This is a genomic window from Phaeobacter porticola (assembly GCF_001888185.1).
Classification (GTDB): Bacteria; Pseudomonadota; Alphaproteobacteria; order Rhodobacterales; family Rhodobacteraceae; genus Phaeobacter; species Phaeobacter porticola.
Genome location: NZ_CP016366.1, coordinates 16675 through 36307 on the forward strand (window position 1 = coordinate 16675; position 19633 = coordinate 36307).

Consider the following 19633-nt stretch of genomic DNA (forward strand, 5'->3'; position numbering starts at 1 on the left):
TCAAGCTTTACTCGCGCCCGCAGCAAGATCATCTTGGCGTCAAGGAGAAATTCAGAAAACCCGTTTGAGCCCGTGTATCGCGGCGCGCAGCAAAACACGTGAATAGAGTTTGTGGAACCCCATCAGGGTACGAAAGACAAACCCTATTCCGCCTGCCTTCCCGGTTTGCGCGGGCTTCGGGACAACCGCAGACCCGAACCACAGCTTTGATGCCCCGCCCTGAGCCGGCTCAACCATCAGCCAGGTTCTTACCCGTCCCTTCTCCACCTCCATCAGCAACTCTTGTTCAGTACGCTGCACGGTTTTCCAGCTGGCTAACCGGTCACTTTCCGCCGCCGCCAAGGCAGCGACACCTTCTTTGAACGTTGGCTTGAAAGCAGCGAGTGCCAGCAATGCCCGCTCGATCCGGAAGACGCGTGAATCAAACATCGCCACGATGTAGTCGTTCAGCGATGGTGTGAAACCCACGTGCGCCACAAATGCATCTACATGAAAACCCGGCCTTTCCGCAAACTGCTGCAATAGGCTGCCTTCGGGGATGCCGTTTTCTTCAACCTGTCTCACTCGCCCCGCGTCCGTTTCAGATAGGCTGCCAAGAGACTATCAAACGCGGCCCCCAGCTTTTTGCCTTGCACCGGCAGGTCATTCTGCCAGATCATCTGTGACCCGACAAACACCGCATACTCCAGTTCAGCTAGGTCCCGCGCGCTTACTGCCCCTAGTGCGCCGGATTGCGCATGAAGGCTGGTCAGAAAATCAATGCGTTTCCCATCTATCGCCGCAAGCTTTGCTCCGACCATGCGGTTCTGGTAGCCAAACTGCCGCATGGCGACTTCGATCCGGTGATCCAGGTCTACGACCAGCAAATTCAATTGTTCGGCCTGCGCTCCGGACCCGGCAATAACGTCGTCTGTGCATGTCTTTTCCCAATAGGCGATCAGATCGGAAATAAATGCTGCGTGATCCCTGAAGTGGAAGTAGAACGCTCCCGTTGTGCGCCCCTGCGCCTTGCACAGGTTTGCAAGTTTCACCCCGTCCGGGCCAAGATTGGCGAGCTGAGCCAGTCCGGCTTTCAGCCAGTCATCTTTTGAGAACCGCACGGTCATTAAAAGAGGCTCCCCCAGAAACCGAGGATCGCAATGGGGACAAACAGCCACCCTTGCGGCAGGTCGATGAATGCCAGGTCAGCTTTCGAAAACTGACGCAGGCCAATGCCCCAAAGGGCAAAGAGTGCGGCCATGACACTGCCCATGACGGCAAGATCATTGCTTCCGCCCCAAAGAGCGGGCCAAAGGAACAGGAGGCTCATAAGGCCAAGGCTGATCGAGACCAGATGCCAGCAGTAGTACGCTACGTATTTAGGGTGTTTTGCCAGATCGCCTGAGGCCAGCAACGGGCGCGCCACCTCCGGGCCGCCCATGAAAACGTGAATTAGGGTAATGATGGCGGACAGGCCGCCGGCCGCAAGAATGGGATATGCCATGGCAAACACCTTTGAAGTTCAATCTCGAGAGAAAGTAACATAACTTAGGTTACTTAAAAAGTATAAGTCTTCGTGTCGGTCAGGCAAAGTTCAACGCAGTTGTCAGATAGCTAAACGAACAACCTGGAAATACCTCGCAATGCTAAACCCCAGCCGAGAGGCCTGAGCAATGCTACGGCGATCCGTTGAAACCACACCCGCACCTTGGTCACTTCCCATCGAAAGATCACCGCATCGCGCCCGTCCGAACGGCGGCAGTCTGCACGAACGGCCCCATTTTCCTCTGCCATGCGGCGGGTGAAACTCGGTTGTGCCGCGGGTCGACGTGCTGCGAGTGCGCGCAGCAAGAAATCGGGATGTCGGCTGTGGGCTGGGTGCCGTCTGTTGTCGCGTTTGGCATCACAGCAGCTTCGTGCAAATACTCGTGGTTGCCCTTGAGCTGGCGCCAATACTTGACCATGTTTTATAACAGATCAGGCACATTGATAAGGTAGACGAAAGCCATGGCAGAACGTTTTGAGCGCCACCGTCAAGCTTGGACACAAGAGGAAATTCAAAAACTGCACCAACTGGTGTCAAAGGGGATGGGCTTGAAGGCCATTGCCAAAGCTCTCACGCGCTCTGAGGAATCAACCAAGAGTAGAGCGAAGCTTGACAAGATAAAAATTAAAAAAGCACGCTGATTTTGGTGCCCTTAGTATACTCCTGTCGTTCTTTTCAGTCACGAGCAAGGGCTGCTTAGGGCTGAGATCGACGTGCAGCGGCAGCAAACTGTGACGGTCTGGGCAGTGGCGGCTGTGGGCTCAACCACTCGCCTAAGCCCACTTCAGCGGACAGCAGGATCGAGCCCATTGTGGCGATTGCACCAACAAGGTTACTAGGACCGATGAATGAGAACCAAGACATCTTCTCCCATCGGGAAACCGGCCCCAATTTAAGCGTTCAACGAAGCTCGGGCGCAGAGGTTTTTCCTTATTGGAGTTTTACCAAAACCGTAATCGCGATCTGTGCCTTAAAAATCGTGGAACTGGGCAAGCTCGATCTGGACGAACATCTCGCAGACCATGACTTCTCGCTTCGCCAGTTACTGAATCACACCGCTGGCTTGCCGGACTACTATTCCCTGCCGGGCTACAGGAAAGCGGTTGCGAATGATGAAGAACCTTGGTCTGCTGACCACCTGTTCAATGCCACGATGGCGCAAGGCAGTTTGTTTGTGCCGGGGGAAGGCTGGGCCTATTCAAACCTTGGTTACATGCTGGCCCGCGATTTAATTGAAGACGTCGCTGGTTCGTCATTCTCCAGCCTTGTCAGTGAGATGATCTGCGATCCTCTCGGGCTGGACAGCATCGAACTTGCGACAACTAGAAAACACCTCTCACGCGTTCACTGGGATGGAGCAAAGAGGTATCATCCAGGATGGGTATATCACGGATGTCTTACTGGAACTGCCGCAGACGCTGCACGGCTATTACATGCTCTGTTTACGGGAAGGCTGCTCAACGCGGATATCCTTGAACAGATGCTGATCGGTCATCCTCTTGGCGGCGCTGTTGAAGGTCGGCCTTGGACGAAATGCGGCTATGCAACTGGCCTTATGAGCGGTCGGTGCGGGAGTGTCGGTCGCACTGTAGGGCATTCCGGCGGGGGGCCCTACAGCGTCAATGCAGTCTATCATTTTCCTGATCTGAAGGGCCCGGTTACGGTTGCGAGCTTCACGGATGGGCGAAATGAGGGCGTTGCTGAGTTCGCTGCCGTTGAATGTGCCGGTCAGAACTGACCGCGTAGCAGTCTTGCTGTAGTTGAGCGTTGAAGGTCCGCTTGGCTCCGTTCGCGACGCGCTGCACATGCGAAAGGCCGCGAGATGGCCGACGGCGGCTCAGGGCTCGAACCACCAGCTTGTGCTCTCAGCAGCGGACGGAAGGGCCGAGCCCAGACCGGATTTTCCATTCTGTGCTGCGTGCGCTCGCAGCGCGGAAACTTCTGCCGTTGCGAAAATCTTGATGCGACGATGCGGCGTTAGCAGCGGACGTTTGCCCCGCTAACAGTAGCCTCGGATGGGCAGGCACTGCATTGCGCACAACGCAGTCATTCTTCTGACATCTTCGAATGACAATAGCGTTGATACGACCAAATTCCTGTTAGAGATCATTCTACAAACGCAAGGATAACAAAATAGTGAAAGATTGCACAAAGCTTATAGTGTTCAAGACGTTGGGCCTGTCTTTCGCGAGTTTATCAGCTCAACTCGTGTTGGGGTTTGGTGCAATGGCTGAAACTTGTGTGGCAGCAAACGGTGCTAGCCGTGAGGGGATTACGATTTGCGACTTAGGGGTGCTGCCAGGAGGAAAATCAAGCTTCGCGAAAGCGGTCAGTGAGGACGGATCCACGATCGTTGGTGTGAGCGGCTCGTCTCAAGGAGATCGCGCATTTCTTTGGACTGAAGAAGGTGGGATGATTAGTGTTGGGAACACTCCCTGGAGGTTCCGAAAGCCAGGCACGAGATGTGAGCGCTGACGGTAGCGTTATCGTTGGAAGCAGCGATACCGCCGAAGGACAGCGCGCTTATATTTGGACCAAAGAAACCGGCATGCTCGTCCTTGATGACACTATGATGGATATTCAATCATCAGCTAGGGCGGTCAGTGCCGATGGAACGGTCGTGGTGGGATCAACGGGCGGCACCGCTGACCGCAGGGCATTCCGTTGGACCAATGAAACCGGAATGACAAGAATTGGCACCGGAGAGTTGGACAAAGATTGTGCCGCGCTTGGTGTGAGTGACGACGGTACCACAATTGTCGGTAGGGTGGATTTTAAAGCGTTCCGTTGGAACGAGGCGCAGGGGATCGCCCTGATGGCACCAGAAGAAAGTTCGGTGGCCTTTGATGCATCCAATGACGGGACGATAATCGTTGGTGGTATGGGGCCTGTTTTTAGCAAAAGGAAAGCCGTCCGATGGAACAAAAGCGGCGCGGCCCAAGATGTTTATTCAAATCCCGATAGCCTGCGCTCTACGGCGCTCGACATTAGCCCAGAGGGAAAGGTCATCGTTGGAGCAATAGATAGACACACGGCCTACATGCAAAGGCATGATGAAGACCTGACTATCCTTGGGGGGCTGAACAGGGATGATGCCGATTTTGTTAGTGATGTAGCTAAGGGAAGCGGCTTAGGCGGCACCATCATAGTCGGATCGTCAACAGGTTATGACGGGCACCGTGCGGTCCGATGGCTACTTTCGGAGTGAAACAGCGAAGGGCCGGTTTAGCACTGGCACCTGATCTCGGATTTCGATGGCTGCTTCGGCGAAATGCGCTGAATCGAGACGAGAAGCCTGCTGCAACTGCGAGGTAATGCTACGCTAGCGAAATTGGAAAATCTAAGGTCGCTATTCCCGCACCCCTATCGTTCGTTGGGCATGTTTTGAATGGCTGCAAAGCGCCAATTGCGTCGCGCTGCGCAAGCGAAGGCCTGGCAAGCGATCAAAGTCCGCTGTGGGCTCGAACCGCCCGCCTGTGCTCTCAGCAGCGGACGGAAGGGCGGAGCCCAAATTCACAAATGCTGCACCAACCACGAATGACCGCTGATCAACCGTCAACCCATACTGGTGCCTTCCCGATATGTTTGATCAGGAAGTCCATGAAGACGCGCACCTTGGCTGAGACGACGTTGCTTTTTGGGTAGATCAACCAGAGGGCGGGTTGCTCTGCCAGTGCGTATTCGGGCAGCACGTGTGTCAGCGCACCGCGTTTGACCTCCTCATGGACCAACCAGAGAGAATTTACTGAAATACCTGCGCCGTCCAATGTCGCGCGCTTTTGTGTCAATCCGTCATTCAAAATCAAACGATGTGCGGCTTGTTTTGGGTCCAGATCGGCCGGCCTACCGTCGCTCGAAATAAGTGGGCGAGGCTCCAGATTACGGAATGCGATCACTCGATGTGACTTCAGATCGTCGGGATCAATTGGCGTGCCGTATTTCTCGAGATATGCGGGCGAAGCACACAAGATGCGCGTGTCGTCGGCCAGTTTTCGGGCTGTCAGACTGCTACTTTCAAGAACCGCGTTGCGCAGGGCAAGGTCATAACTGCCTTCAATCAAGTCAAATTGCGCATCCGACAGATGCATGTCCAACGTGAGGTCGGGATAGGCGTCCATGAACGTTGGCAAAAGCGGTGCGATGTACATCTGCGCAAATGTGCTGGGGGCGGCGAAGCGCAGGGTGCCACTGATTTTCGTCTGCCCTTGGCCGAGGGCTGCGAGGGCGGCCTCTTCTTGGGAAATCATCTCGCGCGCGTAGGGAAGGAAATCCTGGCCCTCCGACGACAGCGAAATTTTGCGTGTTGAACGGTGCAGCAGCTCCGCGCCCAAAAGGCGTTCCAGCTTGGCAATACGGGTGCTTGCAACGGCGGGGGCCATGCCCAGCGTGCGGCCCGCTGCGCTGATGTTCAAGGTCTCGCTGGCGAGAACGAAGAGGCGGAGGCTTTGCGTATCCATTTTATTCTTTTTCGGAATAGTGAAATCATATTCTGGTAGTTTTTATATTTCTTGAGGGGCGTATCTACAAGTGCAAGAGACAGCAAGGACCACCCGATGACACAGACCGCGACAGTCAACTACCACGTTCACAAACCCGAACAGCAGGCGTTTGAGCTGGATGCGGGTGGCATCGTCGGCAATCTTATCGCGCCAGAACTTGCACCCACGCAGATCGCTGTCATGGATGTCGCACCGCGCTTTGAAGATGCGTCCGTGGGTTTCGCCGCATTCCCGACTGAAGTGGAGGCGTTTGATACCAATGACGACTGGCGGCCTGCTTATGATGCCGAGCTTAGAAAGCTGCTAGCAGATAAAGTCGGGGCGCAAGACGTCGTGGTGTTTGATCATACGGTGCGCGTGGATGATCCAGAGGCCGTCCGCAAACCGGCGCGTAATGTTCACAGCGACTACAGCGCTGACGGGGCCGAGCAACGGTTGATCGACATTTTGGGCGCGGACAAAGCGGCAGACTGGAGCAAAGGGCACTACGCCTTTATCAATGTCTGGCGTCCAGTGGAGGCCCCGATCAACTCTGCACCATTGGGGTTCATACGACCGAATAGTGCCGCTGAGGAAGACTGGATTTTGCTCGACTTAATCTATCCAGATCGCAAAGGGCAGATCATGGGACTGGCGGCAAACCCGGATCATGAGTGGATCTACATGTCCAAGATGACCCCCGACGAGGTTGCCTATTTCAACATCTACGACAATCAGGGCCGTCCTTCGATCGCACACAGCGCGCTGGATATGGTCGAAGACCCGACACTTCAAACTATTCGCAAAAGCATCGAGAGTCGGACGCTCGTCCGCTACTGACCACATAAATTTTGGAACGGACTTCTGAGCGACCCGTTTCCCACACAACTGATGAAGGGGACCACCATGACCAAGACGATCCTTATCACAGGTGCCACTGATGGCATCGGCAAATTGACCGCGAAGACACTGGCCGCCGAAGGACATACGATCCTGATTCACGGTCGGACTACCGAAAAGCTGGAGAAAGCTGCTAAGGAAATCGGCGGGACAACAGAAAGCTATGCGGCCGATCTGACGCATATGGACCATGTCCAAGTGATGGCAGCTGACATCCGCAAAGCCCACGACAGCCTTGATGTCATCATCAACAACGCAGGCGTCCTGAAGCTGCGGGATACCATAACGGATGATAGCTATGACGCGCGCTTTATGGTCAACACCTTCGCGCCTTATGTTTTGACGCAAGCGTTGCTGCCGATCCTTGCGGACGATGGTCGTATCGTGAACCTGTCTTCGGCTGCGCAGGCCCCGATTGATATCGAGGCGCTGCACGGGCGTAGACAACTTGATCACAACCCCGCCTATGCACAAAGCAAACTGGCGCTGACAATCTGGACCCGTGAACTGGCGAAAACCCTGCCCGCGGATCAGGTTGCCGTTGCCGTCAATCCCGGCTCGCTTCTCGCCTCCAAGATGGTCAAAGAAGGCTACGGCATGGAAGGCAACGATTTGCAAATCGGTGCGGACATTCTGCGCGAAGCCGCCATTGGCGCGTCGTTTGCAGATGCCAACGGCAAATACTTCGACAATGACAACCGGGTGTTTGCCAACCCCCACGCCGCTGCGCTCGATGCGGGCCACTCTGCGCAGGTGATGCAGGGCATCAAGGACGTCATCGCCAAGATTGGATGACGCAGACGCCGGTCAACCGCCCGGCATCCTAATACGAAGAACTTTGAAACCAAACCAATTCGGCAGAGCATTCTGCCGGAAACAAGAAAGGACTGTCCAAATGAAGTACGAAAATTTCTCCACCTTTGACGTTAAAGTCGAAGACGCCATCGCGACTGTTACATTCGATTTTGGCACTGTGAACGTGCAGGGTCAGGAAATGCTAGCTGATCTCAACAGCCTCGCCATGCGCCTTGAAATGGACCGCGACGTAAAGGTCGTTGTGTTTGAATCGGCCAACCCAGAGGTTTGGGTCTGCCACTACGACACCGAACTGCTCCAACACCTTAGCACCGAAGAAGTGTCCCGCGACGAGGCACAGCTTTTGGACCTTCAGGCCATTTGCGAACGCATCTCCAAAGTCCCACAAGCGACCATTGCCAAGCTCGAAGGGTTTGCACGCGGCGGCGGTCACGAGTTGGCGCTCGCGTTGGACATGCGCTTTGCTGTGCGGGGCAAGTTCAAGTTCATGCAGATGGAAGTCGGCATGGGCATTCTGCCCTGTGGCGGTGGTGCCTCGCGCATGGCCCGCCAAACAGGACTGGGGCGCGCCTTGGAAATCATCCTCAGCGCACGGGACTTTGATGCGGATGAGGCCGAAGCCATGGGCACAATCAACAAAGCGTTCGAGGCAGACGAGATCGACGCTTACGTTGACACGCTTGCCAAACGGATCGCCAGCTTTCCAGCGGAGTCCATCAATGCCTGCAAACAGATGGTGTACGAATCCATCGACAAGCCAATCGACGAAGCACTCAAGGCCGAAGCCTACTGGCTCTACCAAGCGACCAGCAAGACACCTGCCGTCAAGCGGTTCACCGTTGCCGAAGAGCAAGGGCTGCAACACGACATGGAAAACCAACGCAATTGGGAAAAAATGGTCATGGATGTGCAAGACATCAACTGACCCCGTGATCCCAAGAATGACGAAATCTGTTTCGGTGTCACGGACGCCGGAACCATTTCGAATGGAAATCAATCATGCACGTAAACGCACTCGAAACCGCCCGCGCTGTGGACCGTCCATCGCGTGAGGCCATGCTGCAACGCCATCCGTCGGTCCACACGTTCTGGAACCAGAACAGCGACCTGTTCGCACAGGCTTGGGCAGAATAGGAAAAAACGGGTGATGGCGCAGACCCCATGCTGCGAGGATCGTTTTCAAAGGGGGTAGAAAGGGGTGGAACGGGTTTTCGGGCGGATCATGCGCCATCAGCCGTTAGGCCCGTCTAAGCCCCCCTCTTTCGCCAACCCCTCTCTGACCTTCGATCTTGCCCCCGACACCTGCCAGGGCTGAGTAGTGCGGCATGGCAGGGCATTGTGGCCTCATGACACAGGCCAACTCCATAGAGGTTAATGAGAACGCATTTCGGTCAGCACTTGCTCAAAATCAATATTGAACTCTGATCGGCAGACTTCCGGTAGACTGCTGCCCGGGAAGCGAAAATTTATCGCCGCACTCAGCTCCATAATGCGCATCTTAACAGCATTTCGGCGCAACGCGATGTGTGTGTTTTTGTTAGCAGTGTCTTCCAGGAAGCGATAGTTTTCTTGGCACTCATCTTTTAGCTGGGTGCGTTCAGCATTTTGCAATTTGGCAACCTGCTTTTCTAACTTACGGCGAATATTCGAGCCACAGATCAGAGAAATTAGACCGTGTTGCGCATCGGCATAGAGAGCGTCGGACAACTCATAATGGTCAAATTTCGAAAGGTCTTGATAATCGCACACAAAGTTTTCAGAGGCGTGGCAGTCCGAAAGGGTCGCGCGCGCGGCTTGGGGAATAGAGGTCTTGTCAAAGTTGCTGCTGCTGGTCCAAGAACGCGGAGCTCCTGTGCAAAACAAACGGATAGACCGGTCATCTTCATTTCGTATGGCGCGCCAAAACGCGTCCTTCGAAAATGTGTACCCACGCTTCATTAAAGCCTCAATCGCATCGTCAGGCTCCAGGGCTGCGACGACTTGCTGAGTTGCAGCAGCACTTTCCCTCGTAGCGTCTATCAGCTTGTCAATGAGCGTTCAAAGTTGACCCGGTTTCAGCATTTAAAATTGACCCACCCCATGTGGCGCAAAGCCCCCAGGCGGGCCGCCCTCATATAGCGAGTCCGTCTGGGGGCTTTGCTTTCGGGACGGTTACTTTTCTCTGCGGCTTTTGCTCTGAGCAAAGCGATAGGACGTGTTGCCGGTTTCGATGATTGCGCAATGGTGGGTGACGCGATCCAGCAGCGCGGTGGTCATCTTGGCATCGCCAAAGACCGAGACCCACTCTCCGAACTCCAGGTTGGTGGTGATGATGACGCTGGTTTTCTCGTAGAGCTTGCTGATCAGATGGAACAGCAATGCTCCGCCAGACTTGGGGAACGGGATGTAGCCCAGCTCGTCGATGATGACGCAATCCAGAGCCGAGAGTTGCCGGATGATCTTCCCGGCATTGCCCTCGGCCTGTTCCTTGATCAGGGCGTTGATCAGATCGACGGCGTTGAAGAAGCGTGCCTTCTTGCCGTTGGTGATCAGGGTGGTGCCCAAAGCGATGGCGATATGGGTTTTGCCGGTGCCGGTTCCGCCCACCAGGATGAGGTTGTGCGCCTCTTGGGTGAACTGCCCTGTGCAGAACGGTTCGATCTGGGTCTGGGTGATGGCGGCAGCACCATAATCGAAGGTGGCGAAGTCCTTATGATGGGGGAACTTCGCGATCCTCATTTGATACTGGATAGAGCGCGCCCGCCGCTCTACAGTCTCCGCGTCGATCAGTTGCTTTATCGCTGTGGTCAGACTTGGTGGCTTGCGCGCGGACAGCAAATCATGTGCGCAAGCTGCCATTCCGTGCAACCTCAGGGCGGTCAGTTGGTCGATCAGGGCGTTCATGCGGCAACCTCCTCAGTCGAGCACAGGATCTCATAGCGCTTGCAGTCGGCCTCGGGTCGCAGGGTCAGTTGCGGATAGGCATAGGCTTCGCTGAGCGGCGTGATGACCGGCTCCACCAACTGGTTAATCAGGTTGATGATGGCGGGCAGGCGGAGGGTGTTTTGTGCCACGGCCAGTTCACAAGCCATCTCGACAACCTCGATCCCGTGATCCTGGACGAGCAGAAGCAGATCAACGAACTCCCGATCCCCGCCCTTGTCTGCCATGTAATGTTCCCTGATCTGGTGCATGGCCTCAGGCAGTTGCCAGTCCACGAAGGGTGCGCCATTGCGTAGGGCGCCGGGCTTGCGATCCAGCAGAGGAACATAGTGCCAGGGTTCAAAGTAGCTGACGTTGCGGGTGAAGCGGCGCTTATGCTCGGCGATGATATCCTGGCCCGACACCAGCATAATCCGGCCCGCATAAGCGCGCAGCGACACATGTTGACCGGCAAAGTGGGACGGGACGCTGTAGCGGTTGCTGGCATATTGAACCAGGCAAGTGGATCGGACACGAACCGTCTTCTCAACATAGCCGTCAAAAGGCCGACCCAAGGGGCGCAGCTCGGCGCGTTCGTCTTCGAACACCTCGGCAATCGTGCGATCCTGCTGTTCGGGATGGGGACGATTGGCCAGTTCTTCACAGCGCAGGCGCAACCAGTTGTTCAGCGCATCAAGATCTTCAAAGGCAGGCTTGGGCACAAACAACCGGCCGCGCAAAAACTGGACCTGGTTCTCGACCTGCCCCTTCTCCCAACCCGCTGCGGGCGTGCAGGCAACAGGTTCCATCACATAGTGGTTCATCAGAGCCAGGAACCGGGGATGGAATATCCGGTCCTTCGAGCGGGACACATAGGTCACCATGGTCTTGGGGTTATCAATGATCACCCGTCGTGGAACCCCGCCATAGAAAGACAGTGCCTGCACAAAAGCATCCAGAACCATCTCCTGGGCTTCGCCGGGATAGGCGATCACCAAAGGCTTGCGGCTGTGGCACAGGCGGAAATGGGCAACCTAGATCTTTTGTTCAACGCCGCCCAGGACAACCCGTTCTTCGCTCCAGTCAAACTGAAGGGCGTCACCAGCAGCAAAATGCAGGGGGATAAAAGCATCGCCAGAACCGGCGCCAGCCCGCTTCAGATCGCGGACAAATCGCTGAACTGGAGAATAGGACCCGGTGTAGCCTTCCACCACGAGCTGCTCATAAAGCTTCTGGGCCGTTCGCCGCTCCCGACGTGGTCGCTTCTGGTCCTGATCGAACAGTTCCTGAAGCCGGAGATCAAACCCGTTGCACAGTTTGTGCCGAACCGGTGGAGCCTGGCGCTGGTAGCTCGGCGGGCTCTCATCCTTCAAATACTTCTTGATCGTGTTGCGCGATAATCCCGTCGCCCGCGCAACAGACCGGATACTGCGCCCTTCAACCAGCACCCACAGACGGATCTTCGATACACTTTCCATCAATAACACCTGCTCTTTCCTCCGCACTTGAAGCGCGGATGTTAACGAAACAGGTGGGTCAATTTTACTCGCTCATAACCCACCTAAGTGGGTCAATTTCGCATGCCGATTCACAATCAGCTCATCAATGCCCTTCACCACTGTGCCGGGTTTGACGAGGGAGAAATAGCCAATTGTGATTGTTATGAATATTGCGATGGCGCCAAGCACGGTCTGCGTGACCGAGTGTTTTGCGAAAAATGCCTCTGCTTTGCTCTCAAATTTAGGCAGGCTAAAAATCTTCGACCAAAGCTTCTTAAACATCACCATCTCCATTGCACAGGTTGATCAGAGCTTTCTGCGTGTCAACTTCCTGAATTTTCGATCCAACATCAAACACAAAAGCCAATCACGATTGGGGGCTGTTGCAGAACTCTGACGCCTAAGGGTTCACTTCGCGAATCCATGTGTCCCAGCACCGCAGCGTCAAACTCGCTCCGTGAACGGCTGCTCCGGACCGATCTCGCCTCGTTAGCGGGCTTGCCTCCTGGGCTTTGCAAAAGGTGCAATCTGCGCTGATGCATGCTCAGGTTGGCAGGCGGCACCCTCGAGGCAATCTGCTATATGTACATTGGCTGGGAGGAGAGCTTGTATACCACTTAGATCTTCTACGCCCCGCTGTAGCTTCTCGATGAGACAATCAACTTTGACCACTGTGTCGAACTTCAAAATAATTTGCTGCAACTTGAAGTGTCCGAGTTTGCAAACGGAAGTGTCCCGCTACAATGCATGTTAGGAGACACTTCATATTGCAGTAACCGGAAGAGGCCGGAGGAAGCCGGACAAACCCGGATGAGGCTTAAAAAAAGGCTTTCATGGGGGTACGAAGAGGGCCTACCAAGTTGGCGCTTGTCTTGCACAACCTGAAAACCGCGCTGATAACGGTCGGATATCAAAAACCAAGACAGCTCGAGTTGCAAATTATTCGGATCCACCTGCCCCAGTATTGCCTGGGCTACGCTCATATTGCTGGCTTCACAAAGTGTGACCAGCGACCAAGCACAGACCTTCGTTCCTGCTAAAGCTAAGGTCCGCTGCGAGCCCGAATTACCTGATGCTGTTCACGGCATGAGTGTCTGCTTTCGGAATGTAGCCTTGAAAGTCACTGCTGGAGCAGCCAGTAGGCATGAAGTAATCTGCCGGAAAGGGAACTGTTATGCGATGCGGGCTTGAAGTGATCGAGCAGGGTGACGGGCCTGTACTGGTGCTGCTGCATGGTGCAGGCGTTGACGCCGCGCTATGGAAGCCACAGATAGATCTGTTCTCCAAGCAGTATCACGTGATTGCGCCCAACCTCCCGGGTCATGGGCGGAGCGCTCCCGTCCAAAGCGTCGAAGAAATGGCCTATGTCGTGCGGGCCATGCTGCAAGAGAAAGGTATCGCGCAGTATGCAATTGTCGGGCTGTCTCTGGGGGGCATGGTCGCTATAGAAATGGCAGGGCGCTGGCCTGACGAAGTTTCGCATTTGGTGACGGTTGAATCTGTTGCGACTGTGTTCGAAGGCGCTTTTGGGAAAGAATTAGCAGGTTGGGCGATGTTGCTCTTCAAAGTTATACCACCCTCAATATTCATGGCACTTCCAGCAAGTGCGATGGGCGCAAAATCGCAGGATGCAGGCAAATACGTTCAGGACGCGATTGCCAAAATGACCGCAAAGAACAACTACACTGTAATGCACGCAGCTTCCCAATATGACGGACGCGAACGCCTTTCCAACATTACTGCGAAAACGCTGATCATGGTTGGGGCTCTAAATAGAAAAACGCATAAGCGAGCTCAAAAGATGGCTAACGCAATTCCAGAGAGTGAATTTTTGGTCATTCCTGCAGCCAGCCACATCGCCAACCGTGATGCGCCGGATTTTTTCAATGCATCCGTACTCTCATTTCTCAGTTAGGCACGGATTGGGCTCTGTTGCGCAAATCGGGTGAGGGATTCATCTCATGCATCCAGCGTGATAGCTGGGGGGCATGAGCAGACCAACACCCCCGACCTACAAGATCAAGACCTGGCGGGCCTATAACGAAGCGCTGAAGCGTCGTGGCTCGCTGACGATCTGGTTCGATCCCGAGATGACGTGGGAGGCCCGGCCGACCGGCAAGAGAGGCCGACAGCCCATCTATAGCGACGCCGCGATCAAGACCTGCCTGACGATGAAGGTGCTGTTCCGCATGGCGCTCAGGCAGACGACCGGCTTCGTGGAAAGTCTCCTGCGATTGAGTGGATTGGACTGGTCGGTACCGGATTTTAGCACGCTTTCACGCCGCCAGAAGTCTCTCGCCGTGAACATCCCGTATCGTGGTTCTGAGGGGCCGCTACACCTGCTGATCGATAGCACTCGGATAAAGGTAGAGGGCGAAGGCGAGTGGAATGAGCGTGCAGTGGCCTATTCTGGTGCCACCGCGCGCCAATCAGTGTTGTTTCTTGGACTTCGTCTCCAATGCGTTGGAAAATAAGCGGAGGTTGCGTGTGTAGTGCATTGTAGGTGACTGTACCCGAAGGCGCTGGATGCTGTCGTAGATCGGTCTTTGTCCGGCTACCTCAGTGACCTGGGCTTATTAATGCTTGCGCGGCGGCCAGGGTGTCTTGGGCAGGCCAGTCAGCGGCTCGCCCAGAAGGGGCGAGGTCAACGCATAGACGCCGTTCACGGCAAAGGCCCAGATAATATTTCGGTCATATTCCACAAACACAGCAAAGACGGCATTGTCGAACGTCCAGTCTGGCACCTCATCGGGGGTGGGAAAGGCGGGTACGTAGTAGCCGGAGATCTCCGGTTTTGCGGGATCCTCGACGTCAAAGATCTGGATCCCCGCGTTGTAGAAGGCGTAGATCACAACTCCGTCGCGCCCGCCTCCGGGCTGGTCGATGCCGCCGGAGCGTTTCGGCCCGAAACTGCCACCGCGCTGGCAATAGTCGGTGAAATCGGCCTCTGGGGGCGGCGTCGGGCGCGGGAATGTGGCGGCAACTGTGGGGTTGGCCGGGTCAGAAACGTCGATTGAGAAGATGTCTTTGTAGGGCTCATAGCAATTCGAATTCATCGGGTAGCCGTTTGAGAACACATGCCCAGTGCGGGCGTACTGGCTGACATCAACATTGTCGAACTCAGTACCGGCAAAGCTGGGAGCGACTTGCAGGTCACCCTGCGGCGTCGGGTTGGCCGGGTCGCTGACATCGAAGGTCCAGAACCCGAGCCCGCCCATGCCGCCAAAGCCGATGGTACCGCCGTCCTCGATCGGGACAGGCAGGGCCAGCGGATTGCGCGAGCCCATCCAAGATGTGCGGTTGCCCGCGCGTGGGTTCTCCAGATAGGCCGCGAGGTCTTCAGGGGAGTCGATGTCCTGCCCGGGCACCGACAGCTGGCTGACGAATTCAGGGTTGGCAGGGTCGCTCATGTCCCAAATCTGGTAGCCGGGCGAATGAACGTAGTCGGGATATTCGGTCAGCGCAAAGCTGTCTTTGGGGGCTGCGGACAGCACCATGTAGCGACCGCCAGTCCAGGCCGGGGCATCCAGAGATCCGGACCCCTGTTGTTCACCGATGGGGGCGTCGGGGTTGACGCGGTCGGTGGTGCGTTCGGCGATCATGGTCCAGTCCTCCGGGGTCGGGCCGTTCATCTCAAAAACCCGGAAACCTTTCAGCGAGGTATAGTTGCGCACCAGGGCAACGCCCTCGGCGTCTTCGGATTTGCGGCCCATGACGCCAAAGCGGCCGATTTCATAGGACGCAACCGCGACGTGCTTTTGCAGCCCCTCGTGCCAGACAACGGTCAGGCCACCGAAGTAATCGGTGACGTTCTTACTGTCGAATTCCTCACTGGAACCTTTCGGCCCCCAGACGCCGCCATCGCTGTAGACCTCAACGGCATTGGCAGGGTCAGTGATGTCCAGCACGCGCATGTAATCGCGGTCATGTGTGTAGAGATAGCGCTTGCCATCCATGTCGACGGCATTGGCCCATGCATGCCAGGGCGAGGTCACTGCCGGGTAAAAGGCCAGTACATCGACGTTCTTGGCATAGGAGTTCTGGTCCCAACCTTCCAGCTGGCCGGGGAAGTTCGGTGCAAAGGACGACAGCGGTGAGGCTTTCGGCGCAACAAAGGCACCAGCTTCGCCGATCATGCCATAGTCGCGTCCTGGCTCAGGTGGGGCAGGTGGGTTGTGCGGCGTAGCCTCGAACCAGCGCTGCACGATTGGGTCGCGGATATCGATGACACCGGGCTCTCCGCCGCCACCTGCAGCATGGGCCATGGGTGCAAGCAGGCTCACAGCCAGCGTAAAAGATAAGGGCAGATGGTAAAACTCAGGCATAGAGATCCCCTGTTATTGGCGCTGACATACGGCTGCTCAGGTGTTGCTGCGGTTACGTCGGCCTGTTCTCGTTGCCCGAAAGCCTACGTCACGCCGGGTCTTGCTCAGTTAATATTCCGGGAAATTGGGTAGCAAAAAATCGAATACCTAGAGCTGAGGCGCCGCGTCCAAGCCGCAATTAGGGGAGGTCTATCAGGGCGGTTTTCAAGCGTGACCAAGGCGAGGTCAGTTCAGGAGTAGCAACGCGCTGCCGAACCCGACGAGCAGTGTCGCCATCACTCCGTGCGGCGTCGGTCGGAGCCGCTGGCGCAACAGTAGCGCGGCAAACAGGGCGCTGAACAGCACGTCGAGTGCTCCTATCAGGGCGACGCTGGTGACAGAGGTGTGTAGTAAGGCTGCGAGCTGCAGCGTCTGCCCGGCTGAAAGCAACAGCCCTGTGCCAAGAAACCCGGGGCCGCGGTCTATAAGCAGGTCGTGCAGCCTTGTGCCCTTGTCTTTTCGGCCGCTTAATAAAGCCCAGCCGATATAGCACAGGCAACCTGCCATGGCGCCGACACATGTTGCCAGCAGCGGGTCGGGCAGCTGCAGCAGCCCCAATTTACGCAGGCTGTAGGAGAGCGCGTAGCTGGCCGCCGATAGCAACCCCAGCAACACCCCCGCCAGCGTTCCCAGCGGCGCCGCGCCGCCCGCGAAGGCAAATACCCCGGCCACCACCAGCACCCCGCCGATCAACTCGGCAGGGTCAGGCCAATCACCGATTATCAGGATGGCAAGCGGGATGGCAAAGAACGGGATCAGGCGGCGCAGCATTGCGGCCCCGACCGGACCCAGGATTTCGGTGGAGCGGTACATAAATAGCCGCCCGAGCACGGTGGCAAAAACACCCGCCAGGGCGAACAGGGCGAGCGCTTGTTTATTGGGGGCGCCGGGCTGCAGGGCGGGTTCGGGGCCGGCCAGCAGCCACAGGGCCCCGGTTAGAAAGGCGGTCATCAGCACCGACAGGAACACCCCGCCGTCGCCCCGCCGCTGGCTGCGGCTGCGGGCGATGGTGACGCCGGCAATCCCGTAGCAGGCGGCAGATAACAAGGCGAACAGCTCTCCCACAGGGACCTCAGATGGTTGGTAATTACGGGCAGGGGCAGGGGCGAAAGAAACGGCCGCGCGGCTTCTGTCCGCGCGGCCTGGAGATAACAGAGCCTTTCAGATCCGGACTGAGCGATCGCTGCCCGCCGGGTGCGTCCATTCAGAGTTTCAGCCCGCAGCCCTCGAACGCCTCGCGGATGGTGGCTTTTTCCGTCTTGGTCAGGTTCAGCATCGGATGGCGCACCGGGCCGCCGACCTGACCCAGCAGCTCCTGCCAGTATTTGCCGAAGGCCTGCGGCTTATCCGCCGGACGGCTGCGGGCGATTGCCTCGCGCACGGGGTTCAGGCTGTCGCGCAGCTTGCGGGCCTCGGCGAATTTGCCTTGGAAAGCGAGCTGGGTGTAATCGTGCATCCGCCGGTCATTGCGGGTTTGCAGCTGATACGGCGGCGAGGAACAGAGGTAGAGCTTCCAGTCCAGCTCTTCGATATTGTCCAGCCATTCGTCCTCTGAGGCGGTGGAGACGTGGATCTTGTCCCCCACCATATGCGACAGGCGCACATACATTTCGCGTGGGACTGAGTATTTGATGGCGACGATATTGGGCAGCTCGGCGATGCGGGCGCATTCTTCGGGCTGCATCAAGTAGCCGCTGTCAGGGTGGCTCCACATGGCAATGCCGATGTTCAGCTGATCGCAGAGCGCCTTGTAATACTGGTAGAGAACTTCGCCCTTGTCCTGCACAAAGCTTAGCACCGGGGCATGCACCACGACGTAATCCGCGCCGCAGTTTTCGGCATGTTTGGCCAGCTCTAGCACGGTGTTGAAGTTCTGGTCGGACACCGACATGATGGTGCCCGCTTTGCCGCCGCATTCGTCGACGGCGATTTCAAAGTTGCGCTTACGCTCCTCCAGACTCATCGAGAAGAACTCGCCCTGTTTGCCAGCGATGAACAGCCCCTGAATGTCCAGATCGTCGATCCAATGGCGGATGTTGGAACGTAGCCCGGCCTCGTTCAGAGTCAGATCCGCGTTAAACGGGTTAAGGGCTGCAGCCCAAATCCCCTGCATATGCTCGCGGGCGTAATCCTTGGCTTCGTGTCTTGAGTAGTTCATGCGCCGATCCTTGTTCGCTGAATGGCCGGGAGCGCGCCGCGCGGGGGGCGCCATAATGGTCAGCGCCCAGCATTCCGGTCAGCCGGGCAGAAAACAAATCCAAAGAAGTGATCCTGATATAACCAAAATTGCCATCAGGCTGTCCTGAAAAGCGGATATTAGAGGGGCAAACGAACGGGGATTGTTTAATGAAAATCGCTCTCATCGGGTTTGGTGCCATGGCGCGATATGTCGTGGATCAATTGGCGAACGGCCGGATCGAAATCGCTGCTATCATCGTGCCGGAGTATCAGATCGCGCCGCTATGCGACGAGCTTGGCAAGCGGTTCAACTTCGTTACTGGAGCCGTCGAGGCAGGGAACGGCGTTGACCTGTTTGTTGATTGCGCGGGTCATGGTGCGTTGCTGCAGCACGGAGTCCAAATCCTTCGTGCGGGACATGACCTGTTGACGGTGTCAATTGGGGCGCTCGCTGATGCCGCGCTGTTGGAAGAACTGGACCGCGCCGCTGCGGTCGGCGGCGGTAGCATTCGTTTGGTTTCCGGCGCGATTGGCGCCTTGGATGCGTTGCGCGCTGGCCGGATCGGAACGCTGCAGGCGGTGCGCTATATTGGCCGCAAACCGCCGCAGGGCTGGGTCGGCTCTCAGGCGGAGCAGGTCCTGGACCTTGGCGCGCTGGCCGGTGCGGCGCAGGTACATTTCCGCGGCACCGCCCGCGAGGCCGCGCTGCAGTACCCGAAAAACGCCAATGTCGCCGCCGCGGTGGCACTGGCGGGCATCGGCTTTGACAATACGCAGGTGGAGTTGCTGGCGGATCCTAGTGTCAGCCGTAATATTCACGAGATCGAGGCTGAGGGCGATTTTGGCTCATTCCGCTTCTCCATCGAGGGCAATCCGCTTCCGTCAAACCCGCGCACCTCTTCGCTTGCGGCGATGAGCGTGATAGCTAGCATCAATCAATATGCCGAGCGCATTAAATTCTGACACGCCAGG

At 56.6% G+C, this 19633-nt stretch carries 21 protein-coding genes and 1 pseudogene; 10 read left to right on the top strand and 12 right to left on the bottom strand.

The window, feature by feature from the left end; translation table 11 throughout:
• Positions 1–51: 51 nt before the first annotated feature.
• Genes PhaeoP97_RS18605 through PhaeoP97_RS18615 form a run of 3 tightly spaced genes read right to left on the bottom strand, consistent with a single transcriptional unit; the run spans position 52 to position 1483 of the window.
• Positions 52–564 (bottom strand): hypothetical protein, encoded by a 513-nt coding sequence (locus PhaeoP97_RS18605; RefSeq protein ID WP_072506753.1) that lies wholly within the window; start codon positions 562–564, stop codon positions 52–54.
• Positions 561–1106, bottom strand: a complete 546-nt coding sequence (locus PhaeoP97_RS18610) for a TetR/AcrR family transcriptional regulator (RefSeq protein WP_072506754.1) — start codon at positions 1104–1106, stop codon at positions 561–563. Before PhaeoP97_RS18610 ends, PhaeoP97_RS18605 begins: the two co-directional genes overlap by 4 nt.
• Positions 1106–1483 (bottom strand): hypothetical protein, encoded by a 378-nt coding sequence (locus PhaeoP97_RS18615; RefSeq protein WP_072506755.1) that lies wholly within the window; start codon positions 1481–1483, stop codon positions 1106–1108. Before PhaeoP97_RS18615 ends, PhaeoP97_RS18610 begins: the two co-directional genes overlap by 1 nt.
• A gap of 503 nt (positions 1484–1986) precedes the next feature.
• Between PhaeoP97_RS18615 and PhaeoP97_RS18620 the strand changes: the two genes are divergently transcribed.
• The 3 genes from PhaeoP97_RS18620 to PhaeoP97_RS18630 all read left to right on the top strand — a co-directional run bounded on the left by PhaeoP97_RS18620 (position 1987) and on the right by PhaeoP97_RS18630 (position 4733).
• A complete protein-coding gene (locus PhaeoP97_RS18620) occupies positions 1987–2166 on the top strand; it encodes a hypothetical protein (protein WP_072506756.1) in 180 nt (59 codons plus the stop codon).
• A gap of 203 nt (positions 2167–2369) precedes the next feature.
• Positions 2370–3263, top strand: coding sequence for a serine hydrolase domain-containing protein (locus PhaeoP97_RS18625; protein WP_072506757.1), 894 nt, complete (start codon positions 2370–2372; stop codon positions 3261–3263).
• Positions 3264–3989: 726 nt separating this feature from the next.
• Complete coding sequence (locus PhaeoP97_RS18630; RefSeq protein WP_072506758.1) at positions 3990–4733, top strand: HAF repeat-containing protein; 744 nt, start codon at positions 3990–3992, stop codon at positions 4731–4733.
• Positions 4734–5073: 340 nt separating this feature from the next.
• Here the strand turns inward: PhaeoP97_RS18630 and PhaeoP97_RS18635 are convergent, their stop codons facing one another.
• Positions 5074–5982 (bottom strand): LysR family transcriptional regulator, encoded by a 909-nt coding sequence (locus tag PhaeoP97_RS18635; protein ID WP_072506759.1) that lies wholly within the window; start codon positions 5980–5982, stop codon positions 5074–5076.
• A 96-nt stretch (positions 5983–6078) separates the two neighbouring features.
• Between PhaeoP97_RS18635 and PhaeoP97_RS18640 the strand changes: the two genes are divergently transcribed.
• From PhaeoP97_RS18640 to PhaeoP97_RS20810, 4 genes are all read left to right on the top strand, one after another.
• Complete coding sequence (locus tag PhaeoP97_RS18640; RefSeq protein ID WP_072506760.1) at positions 6079–6843, top strand: CmcJ/NvfI family oxidoreductase; 765 nt, start codon at positions 6079–6081, stop codon at positions 6841–6843.
• A 66-nt stretch (positions 6844–6909) separates the two neighbouring features.
• The gene (locus PhaeoP97_RS18645) at positions 6910–7698 is read left to right on the top strand and encodes an SDR family NAD(P)-dependent oxidoreductase (protein ID WP_072506839.1); all 789 of its coding nucleotides are present in this window, start codon (positions 6910–6912) and stop codon (positions 7696–7698) included.
• Positions 7699–7798: 100 nt separating this feature from the next.
• Positions 7799–8644 carry an enoyl-CoA hydratase/isomerase family protein gene (locus tag PhaeoP97_RS18650; protein ID WP_072506761.1) on the top strand — a complete coding sequence of 282 codons (846 nt, stop codon included), beginning with the start codon at positions 7799–7801 and terminating at the stop codon, positions 8642–8644.
• 74 nt (positions 8645–8718) lie between these two features.
• On the top strand, positions 8719–8853 hold the full coding sequence (locus PhaeoP97_RS20810; protein ID WP_257786534.1) for a hypothetical protein: 135 nt from the start codon (positions 8719–8721) through the stop codon (positions 8851–8853).
• Positions 8854–9090: 237 nt separating this feature from the next.
• Here PhaeoP97_RS20810 and PhaeoP97_RS18655 read toward each other — a convergent pair whose 3' ends face one another.
• The 5 genes from PhaeoP97_RS18655 to PhaeoP97_RS18670 all read right to left on the bottom strand — a co-directional run bounded on the left by PhaeoP97_RS18655 (position 9091) and on the right by PhaeoP97_RS18670 (position 12401).
• A complete protein-coding gene (locus tag PhaeoP97_RS18655) occupies positions 9091–9657 on the bottom strand; it encodes a hypothetical protein (protein ID WP_072506762.1) in 567 nt (188 codons plus the stop codon).
• Positions 9658–9870: 213 nt separating this feature from the next.
• The gene (gene istB, locus PhaeoP97_RS18660) at positions 9871–10602 is read right to left on the bottom strand and encodes an IS21-like element helper ATPase IstB (RefSeq protein WP_072503358.1); all 732 of its coding nucleotides are present in this window, start codon (positions 10600–10602) and stop codon (positions 9871–9873) included.
• Entirely contained in the window at positions 10599–11615 is a 1017-nt protein-coding gene (locus PhaeoP97_RS18665; protein ID WP_237029020.1) for a Mu transposase domain-containing protein, read from the bottom strand. Before PhaeoP97_RS18665 ends, istB begins: the two co-directional genes overlap by 4 nt.
• A gap of 39 nt (positions 11616–11654) precedes the next feature.
• Positions 11655–12098, bottom strand: a complete 444-nt coding sequence (locus PhaeoP97_RS20560) for a hypothetical protein (protein ID WP_217525901.1) — start codon at positions 12096–12098, stop codon at positions 11655–11657.
• 72 nt (positions 12099–12170) lie between these two features.
• Positions 12171–12401: a hypothetical protein gene (locus tag PhaeoP97_RS18670; RefSeq protein WP_157891276.1), complete on the bottom strand. Its 231-nt coding sequence runs from the start codon at positions 12399–12401 to the stop codon at positions 12171–12173.
• Between the two features lie 892 nt (positions 12402–13293).
• On the opposite strand from PhaeoP97_RS18670, the gene PhaeoP97_RS18675 reads away from it, so the two are divergent.
• Positions 13294–14034 carry an alpha/beta fold hydrolase gene (locus PhaeoP97_RS18675; protein WP_072506764.1) on the top strand — a complete coding sequence of 247 codons (741 nt, stop codon included), beginning with the start codon at positions 13294–13296 and terminating at the stop codon, positions 14032–14034.
• Positions 14035–14107: 73 nt separating this feature from the next.
• A pseudogene (locus tag PhaeoP97_RS18685) lies at positions 14108–14515 on the top strand (IS5 family transposase); the annotation flags it as partial.
• A gap of 180 nt (positions 14516–14695) precedes the next feature.
• Here the strand turns inward: PhaeoP97_RS18685 and PhaeoP97_RS18690 are convergent.
• The 3 genes from PhaeoP97_RS18690 to PhaeoP97_RS18700 form a co-directional block, all read right to left on the bottom strand.
• Positions 14696–16444: an LVIVD repeat-containing protein gene (locus PhaeoP97_RS18690; protein ID WP_072506765.1), complete on the bottom strand. Its 1749-nt coding sequence runs from the start codon at positions 16442–16444 to the stop codon at positions 14696–14698.
• Positions 16445–16669: 225 nt separating this feature from the next.
• A complete protein-coding gene (locus PhaeoP97_RS18695) occupies positions 16670–17548 on the bottom strand; it encodes a DMT family transporter (RefSeq protein ID WP_072506766.1) in 879 nt (292 codons plus the stop codon).
• Between the two features lie 139 nt (positions 17549–17687).
• Positions 17688–18641 (bottom strand): dihydrodipicolinate synthase family protein, encoded by a 954-nt coding sequence (locus tag PhaeoP97_RS18700; protein WP_072506767.1) that lies wholly within the window; start codon positions 18639–18641, stop codon positions 17688–17690.
• 188 nt (positions 18642–18829) lie between these two features.
• Here PhaeoP97_RS18700 and PhaeoP97_RS18705 point away from each other — a divergent pair, with 188 nt between their 5' ends.
• Positions 18830–19624 carry an aspartate dehydrogenase gene (locus tag PhaeoP97_RS18705; RefSeq protein WP_072506768.1) on the top strand — a complete coding sequence of 265 codons (795 nt, stop codon included), beginning with the start codon at positions 18830–18832 and terminating at the stop codon, positions 19622–19624.
• Positions 19625–19633: the final 9 nt, after the last annotated feature.